Raw genomic sequence first — 1,546 nt, forward strand, 5'->3', positions numbered from 1 at the left:
GCCAGGATCTCGCCGGCCCTTCGTGACGGTCGCTGAGCGACCTCCTCAGGGGGCGGTAGGCGGCTCGACCAGCGGATTGGTGGGCCCTTCGTGACGGTCGCTGGGCGACCTCCTCAGGGGGCGGTGGGCGGGGTCTCGACGGGGGCGGGTGCTCGACAGACCCGCGCATGGGTCCGTGATGCGTGCGTGATGCGTTCGATCCGGGAGAGGTGGGTACGGGCTGGAGTGTGGGTGAGGCCACAGGCGGCGGCGCAGGCATCCGTGAGGAGGAGTGATGACGACGAAGGTGGAGAAGTCCGTGGTGGTCGACGTGCCGCTCAGCACCGTCTACAACCAGTGGACCCAGTTCGAGGAGTTCCCGCGGTTCATGCACGGGGTGGAGCAGGTCACTCAGCTCAGCGACGACCGGCTCGAGTGGATCGCCGACATCGCCGGCGTCCGCCGGCAGTGGATCGCGAAGATCCTCGAACAGGTGCCCGACCGCACCGTGGCCTGGGCATCCGTCGAAGGCGTGACCAACGCGGGCGCCGTCACCTTCGCCGATGCCGGGGATCACCGCACCACCGTGCACCTCACCCTCGAGTTCGAACCCGAGGGCGTGCTGGAGGATCTCGGCGATCGGCTGGGCATCGTCGAGAGGCTGGCAGAGGGAGACCTCGAACGGTTCAAGGAGTTCATCGAGACCGAGGGGCACGCCACGGGCGCCTGGCGGGGCTCGTTGCACGAAGGCGCGACCGTCAGGACTCCCGGTGTCGAGGACGCCGCCTCGTCCTGGGGCGACTCGGGCAAGGTGGGCGACCCGGCCGAGGAGCAGGCAGCCTTCACCGAGCACCTCACCGGACCCACCACGATCGGGACGCCGCCCCTGCCCGGCGACCACGGCCTGAACCCGACCGACGCCGCGGCCGGCTTCGGCGAGCCGGGTGTCGTGCGCGACAACGAGTCGGGCCCCCAGGTCCCACCACACCGCGCAGGCACCTGAACAGCCGGTTCCGGTCTGCTCCCGCGCCGTTTGTCGCGATCCGGCCACGCCCGTCGTCCCAGCTGTCACTCCTGTCACGCTGAGCGCCTTCACTGGCCGAATTCCGTCATGTGCCGTCCTTATGGCGGTCGCCCGCCTGCCGGCACCCGGCCCGACCTCGGACGGCCGCCGGATGCCCGGCTGTGTCGCGATCCGGCCACGCAACCTCGCTGTTGTGACCAGTGGGGAGATTGGGACGCAGGGAGTGGCCGGATGGCGACATGGGCGAGCACGGGGCGGTTTGCAGGTGCGGGCGCGGAATACGGCGATGAAGTCGTTTGCGCCCCCGGCGCGATTCGAACGCGCGCTCCCGCCTCCGGAGGGCGGTGCTCTATCCCCTGAGCTACGGGGGCTCGGCCCGTGCGGGCCGAGGGTGACTGTAGCAAAGACTCGTCCCACTAGTCTCATCGGCATGGGTCCCCGACTGCTGCGCCGGGCGCTGGTCGCCGTCGCCATGACGGCCACCCTTGCCGGCTGCGTGCAGCAGGCCCCACCGGCGCCCGCGGTGATCCGGACGACCCCGCC

At 70.7% G+C, this 1,546-nt stretch carries 1 protein-coding gene and 1 tRNA gene; one reads left to right on the plus strand and one right to left on the minus strand.

Translation table 11 applies throughout. The features are described from left to right. The first annotated feature begins 274 nt into the window (after positions 1-274). A complete protein-coding gene (locus tag Q1K57_RS02745) occupies positions 275-982 on the plus strand; it encodes an SRPBCC family protein (RefSeq protein WP_300078754.1) in 708 nt (235 codons plus the stop codon). 320 nt (positions 983-1,302) lie between these two features. Here Q1K57_RS02745 and Q1K57_RS02750 read toward each other — a convergent pair. Continuing rightward, positions 1,303-1,374 (minus strand) — tRNA-Arg (locus Q1K57_RS02750). Positions 1,375-1,546 lie beyond the last annotated feature (172 nt).

Source organism: Propioniciclava sp., from assembly GCF_029977985.1.
Lineage (GTDB): Bacteria > Actinomycetota > Actinomycetes > Propionibacteriales > Propionibacteriaceae > Propioniciclava.

Bases quoted from the DNA above. Each gene is read 5' to 3' on its own strand.
- Q1K57_RS02745 (WP_300078754.1), top strand. From the start codon at position 275: ATGACGACGAAGGTGGAGAAGTCCGTGGTGGTCGACGTGCCGCTCAGC.